The sequence below is a fragment of the Pedobacter sp. 01T416_2 genome (genome assembly GCF_056398925.1).
The window spans coordinates 1-5,743 of sequence record NZ_JBFTQI010000372.1; the positions used below are offsets into that span (position 1 = coordinate 1).

General features: G+C 38.8%; 3 protein-coding genes. 1 reads left to right on the forward strand and 2 read right to left on the reverse strand.

Features of this window, described 5'->3' with window-relative positions; all coding sequences use genetic code 11:
• Both smc and AC1DPQ_RS15810 read right to left on the reverse strand, forming a co-directional pair.
• The coding region (gene smc / locus AC1DPQ_RS15805) for a chromosome segregation protein SMC (RefSeq protein ID WP_477610171.1) at positions 1–2,075 on the reverse strand (2,075 nt) is incomplete at its 3' end.
• 264 nt (positions 2,076–2,339) lie between these two features.
• Positions 2,340–4,643: an ATP-dependent helicase gene (locus tag AC1DPQ_RS15810; protein ID WP_477610173.1), complete on the reverse strand. Its 2,304-nt coding sequence runs from the start codon at positions 4,641–4,643 to the stop codon at positions 2,340–2,342.
• A 622-nt stretch (positions 4,644–5,265) separates the two neighbouring features.
• Here AC1DPQ_RS15810 and AC1DPQ_RS15815 point away from each other — a divergent pair.
• Positions 5,266–5,589, forward strand: a complete 324-nt coding sequence (locus tag AC1DPQ_RS15815; RefSeq protein WP_477579788.1) for a DUF493 family protein — start codon at positions 5,266–5,268, stop codon at positions 5,587–5,589.
• Positions 5,590–5,743 lie beyond the last annotated feature (154 nt).

The following is a 5,743-nucleotide window of genomic DNA, read 5'->3' on the forward strand; positions in this document are numbered from 1 at the left end:
GCATCATACTGATTAATCAACGATTCTGAAGCTTTGATTTCTTTGGCCAGGTTTTCTAAATTCTTGGCACGGCCAATCCTTTTTCCTTCGAATAAACCCACAGAGCCACCCGCCAAAGTGAATTTGGTTTGGGCATATTTTCCATTTTTAGCCAAAATGGTTAAACTATCTGTTGGTGTTGCTTTAAACAAATTTTCTTGCTCAGCTACTGCGATGTAAACATTTTGCAAAAGCAGATTGCAGAGGTGTTGGTATTTTTTATCAACTTCAATGACTGATAGCGCTGAGACCAAGCCTTCATGCGTACCAATAACTGGGTTTTTATCGGGTACATTTTCTAAAATGAAAAAGTTTGCCCGTCCGCGGCTGGCATCGGTTAAAAGGTTAATGGCCTGTACTGCATCTGCATATTGATCAACCACATAATGGTTCATTACCGGTTCGAGGTAATTCTCAATGGCTATGCGGTAATCTTCATTACAGAATAAAATATCAGAAAGGAGCAGGGCACTTTTAGCAAAAGCGTTGTTTTTCTTCAAAAAACGGATCGATTCAGGAAAACCCTCTAAACTATCAACCAGCGATTTGGTCAGGTTATATTCGTTCTGCTTGGCATCTTTTTTACGGTTTTCGGCCGTAAGTTTTTCCTTGTTCGAACTTAAATTGATTTCTGAAGCAGCCAGTTTTTCTTTTAAAAATTCTTCAGCTTCCGTTAGGTTTTTAATATTGGCTTGCTTCTCCCTAACCTGAATATCAAGTTCGGCCAAAGCATGATCGAAAGCCTTTAATTCTAATGTTTTGGTTTCTGTATCATCAACATTCCGGTTGGTTTCCTGCACCAGCGCATCTTTTTGAATATTTAGGATATCAATTTCTTTTTGCGACTGGTATACTTGGTTTTGTAACTCGTTAATCGATTTGATCAGGTTATCAATCCTGTTTTTCTCGGTCTGCTGTTGCTCGCGTAAAGTATCGAGCGTGGATTTTAAGCTTTTTAAATCAGATTCAAGTCGGTTAAAAACTTCAGTTTCAGTTAAAACTTCTTCATTTAAACGTTTGATGTTGTATTTAATGTGGTTAACCTGGTTTTTATCTTTTTCGAGCTCACCCGATAAACGTGTTTCTTTTTCCTGTAAAAAACGCATTTGCTCGTTCTTTACTTTTTTCTCACTTTCGTAAGCACGGATTTTGGAAACAAACTCATTTGTGGCCTTTTGTTGTACAGAAAGGTTCTTTTCCTGACTGATACTGCCTAGTTTAAGCTTTTGCAGTTCGGCTTCACCGGTATCTATTTTGGTACTGAGTGCTGTACGGTTTACCAGCTGATTCTGTTCCTGAGTTTCTAAAGCATTTAAGTCGGTACGGAAGAAGGCAATGCGGTGTGTAGCCAACTGAACACTCAATTCGCGATATTGCTCTTTTAGCTTATAATAACGCTCGGCTTTACGTGCCTGATTTTCTAAGGTTTTAAGGTTTTTTTCGATCTCGAAAAGTAAATCTTCAACCCGCTCTAAATCGGCCTCTGTATCTTTTAGCTTGCTGAAAGTCTGTTTTTTACGTAATTTGTATTTCGAGATCCCCGATGCTTCTTCAAACAAGGAACGGCGGCTATGTTCTTTGTTGGTAATAATTTCATCAACCATTTTCAGCTCAATAATCGAATAACTATCAGAGCCGATTCCGGTATCCAGAAAAAGGTCGGTAATGTCTTTTAACCTACACTGAACATCGTTYAAACGGTACTCACTATCGCCATTTCTATAGAGTTTACGGGTTACGGTAACCTGTGAATAGGCTGTTGGCAGGATGTTCTTGGTATTATCAAAACTCAATGAAACCTCGGCAAGCTGCGCTTGTTTACGGTTTTTTGTTCCGTTGAAAATGATGTTCTCCATCTTTTCTGAACGAAGTGCTTTGGTACTCTGTTCGCCCAAAACCCAGCGCATAGCATCTATTACATTGGATTTTCCGCAACCATTAGGACCAACAATAGCGGTAACACCCTCATTAAAATTGATGGTCACTTTATCGCCAAAGCTCTTAAAACCTTTAATTTCTAACCTAGTAAGTTGCATGGTTTGTAATCGGGAGAACCGAGTTCAATAATAAGGATAATTTTGTGGTTTTTCAACTTTTTAACCATGGTGTTTTTAACCGCAAAGAACGCAGAGAGAAGAGCGCAGTGGGCACTGAGTTGGACATAATTTTAATGCCATTCGTCATGCTGAACTTGATTCAGCATCTATTTGTTTATCTATTAAGGATCCTGATCCCGATGTAAAATCGGGATCAGGATGATGAATTTTCGTTGATTTCCGTGGCTAAATTGAAATCTGCACTTATTTCACAATCATCAATTTTGCAAACTTAAGCAGTAGCTGTTTATTGCCCAAGCCCTGGAAGAATACAGTAGCCTTAACATCAGGCAGGGTTCCCTCCAAGCTGATAATTTTTCCAAAACCAAATTTTTCGTGCTCAACTTCCATACCGCCTTGAAATTCATGCGGCTGTGATGGCGTAAAGCCAGGTGTGGGCACGTGTGCTTTTGCTAATAGCGATGTTGTTTTCGGACGGACAGGTGGGGCAGAAGTAGTTGCGCCGGCCGCTGGTTTCAGTTTGCTAAAGAAATCACGTGGCTGCGAGGTCCATGTTTTGCGGTCATCGTCAAAATTACCTTCAAAACTGCTCGACTTGGATGGTTTTACATCCAATTCTAAAAATTTCGGACTAATTTCGTTAATGAAACGGCTTGGTTCGCAGTTGGTTAACGTTCCCCAGCGATAACGGGAAGTGGCATAAGTAAGTGTCAGTTTTACTTCGGCACGGGTAATGGCCACATAAAACAAACGGCGTTCTTCCTCTAAATCAGTGCGGTTGGTTAACGACATTTGCGATGGAAACAGATTTTCTTCCAATCCAACAATAAACACGTTTTTAAACTCCAAACCTTTGGCAGAGTGGATCGTCATTAAAGAAACGGTATCCTTATTTTTATCACCATCTTTATCATCATTGGTTAAAAGGGCAACATCCTGCATAAAGATATCCAGACCTTTTTCTTCAATGTCTTCGCGCTCCGCAAATTCCTTAATACCGTTTAATAATTCCTGGATATTTTCGTATCTCGCACGCCCTTCAACGCTGTCATCAGTATATAATTCTTTTAAAATACCTGCATGTTGGGCAATAAATAAAGCCGTATCATAAGCATCGAGCTTTTTTGCCTCTGCCTGAAAACTTTGCACCATCAAGGCAAAATCGTTCAATTGATTAGCTAAACGCCCATCTACATATTCGTGTGCATTCGAAATTACATCCCACATGGTTTTTCCATGCTGATCTGCCGCAACAATAATTTTATCGATCGAGGTATCGCCAATACCACGTTTAGGGTAATTGATTACGCGTTTTATAGCTTCTTCATCCTTCGGATTAAAAGTTAAACGGAAATACGCAATTAAATCTTTAATCTCTTTACGTTGGTAAAAAGATTGACCGCCATATATCCGGTAAGGAATATTTAATTTGCGTAAACCCTCCTCCATAGCCCTGCTTTGTGCATTGGTACGATACAAAATGGCAAAATCGTTGTGGTGGTAGCCTTTGGTACTGCGTTCCTGAATAATGGCTTCGGCAACCAGTTTACCCTCTTCGTTATCGGTAAAAGCCCGCGAAACTTTAATTCTTTCCCCTTCTGCATTTTCTGAGAAAACGTTTTTTTCGAGCTGGTTTTTGTTGTTTGCAATGATACTGCTCGCTGCATCAACAATATTTTGGGTAGAACGGTAATTCTGTTCTAATTTATAAACCTTTAAATCAGGATAATCACGTTCGAAATTTAAAATATTCTGGATGTTTGCGCCACGGAAGGCATAGATACTCTGTGCATCATCACCTACCACACAAATGTTCTGATAAGCAGCAGCCAGTTTTTTCACAATGGTATACTGCGAAAAGTTGGTATCCTGATACTCATCCACCATCAGGTATCTAAATTTCTGCTGATATTTATTTAAAACATCAGGATGTTCTTTTAATAAAATATTGGTTTTGAACAACAAATCGTCGAAATCCATTGCCCCAGCTCTAAAACAGCGTTTAGCATAGGTTTCGTAAATCTGGCCAATTAATGGGCGTTTATTCTGGATATCTTCGGCCTGTATCTGGTCGTTAGCTTGATATTCGCCCCAGGAAATTAAATTATTTTTGGCTGATGAAATTCTATTAAAAACAAAATTCGCTGCATATAATTTATCATCCAGCTGCATTTCTTTCAAAATGGCGCGGATTACACTTTTACTATCATCGGTATCGTAAATGGTGAAATTGCTTGGATAACCTATTTTCTCAGCCTCTACCCGTAAAATCTTGGCAAAAACAGAGTGAAAAGTACCCATCCAAATGTTCTTTGCCTCTGCACCAACAACTTTACTGATACGCTCGCGCATATCCTTACTCGCCTTGTTGGTAAAGGTTAAAACCAGGATGTTAAATGGATCGGTACCGGTTTGAATAAGGTGGGCTACACGAAATGTAATTACCCTGGTTTTGCCCGAACCTGCACCTGCAACAATCATTACTGGTCCTTTTGTGTTCTCTACTGCTGCTCTTTGTTGTGGGTTTAATCCTGCTAAATAATCCAAATCGGCTCCTGTTTTTTGAGGTTCAAAAATAACAATTCCTATCGCTTTTTGCCAAAGTTGTTAGTAATTAGTTTAAAACCTAATCGATCGCCCCAACCGTTCGTCATTTTGAACTTGTTTTATTAGCTGTTCCTATTAATTTTAGGTCTAATAGCTACTTCGTGGTCAGAATCTATCCTTATATTGGCTTATATGTCCTTATCTATCTTATATGGTAAAGTGGACCTTGTTTTTATAGGGCTAACTATGGCTATGGTAGATCTGTTTCTTTAATTTTAGAAAAGCCAAACCTCTATTTCATTGGGTTCTGTAGCCCTTTGCTTTGCTCATACGCCTGCAGGCATTGCCMACAAGGCCGGTATCCGCTTCGCTAAGGTTTATGTAATTGAGTTTGTGCTACTATTAAAGGTTTAAAACCCACAGCCTATTTTATCGTTCGTCATTCTGAACTTGGTTCAGAATCCATCATGCCATTAAATTTGGGTATAAAGTCCCCTTAGGGGATTTAGGGGTAAAGCCCCCTTCGATTCGCTAAAATGGCGGTATTTTAATTAAAATAAACGTTAATTCTGTCAGAATTGCACCCTGTTTATTTGGGTATAGAATTTGATATGCTTTCGTTATGGATGAGAATAAAAATAATAAAGATATTGAGTTTACTGATATCCCGGATGGGGATAATGGAGATATTTATGCTAATTTAAAAGAGAAACTAGAAAGTGTTGAGCAGTTTCCAGGTATTTATAATTTTAAATTTATTATCACTGGCGGGCTAGATAAAATACAAGACTTACGTGCCATTTTACCTGATGATGAGTTTATTGAGCAAGCTTCAAAAACAGGGAAATATGTTTCAATTACCGTAAAAAAGACGATGCAAAATGCGGATGAAGTGATTGCTGTTTATAAGCAAGCAGGAAACATCAAGGGCATTATGATACTGTAGGCTTCTGTATATCAAATACATGATTCGATCGAAGATTTTTTAAGATTCATAAATCACAAACAAAAGCCCTTCGACTGCGCTATCAATAACAGATTCAAAAGAAAGGTCGTCATTGCGAGGAGGAACGACGAAGCAATCTTTCACGCTAGTGATC

Excerpts from the sequence above, each read along its gene's own strand:
- AC1DPQ_RS15815 (WP_477579788.1), top strand. The coding sequence starts at position 5,266 with ATGGATGAGAATAAAAATAATAAAGATATTGAGTTTACTGATATCCCG.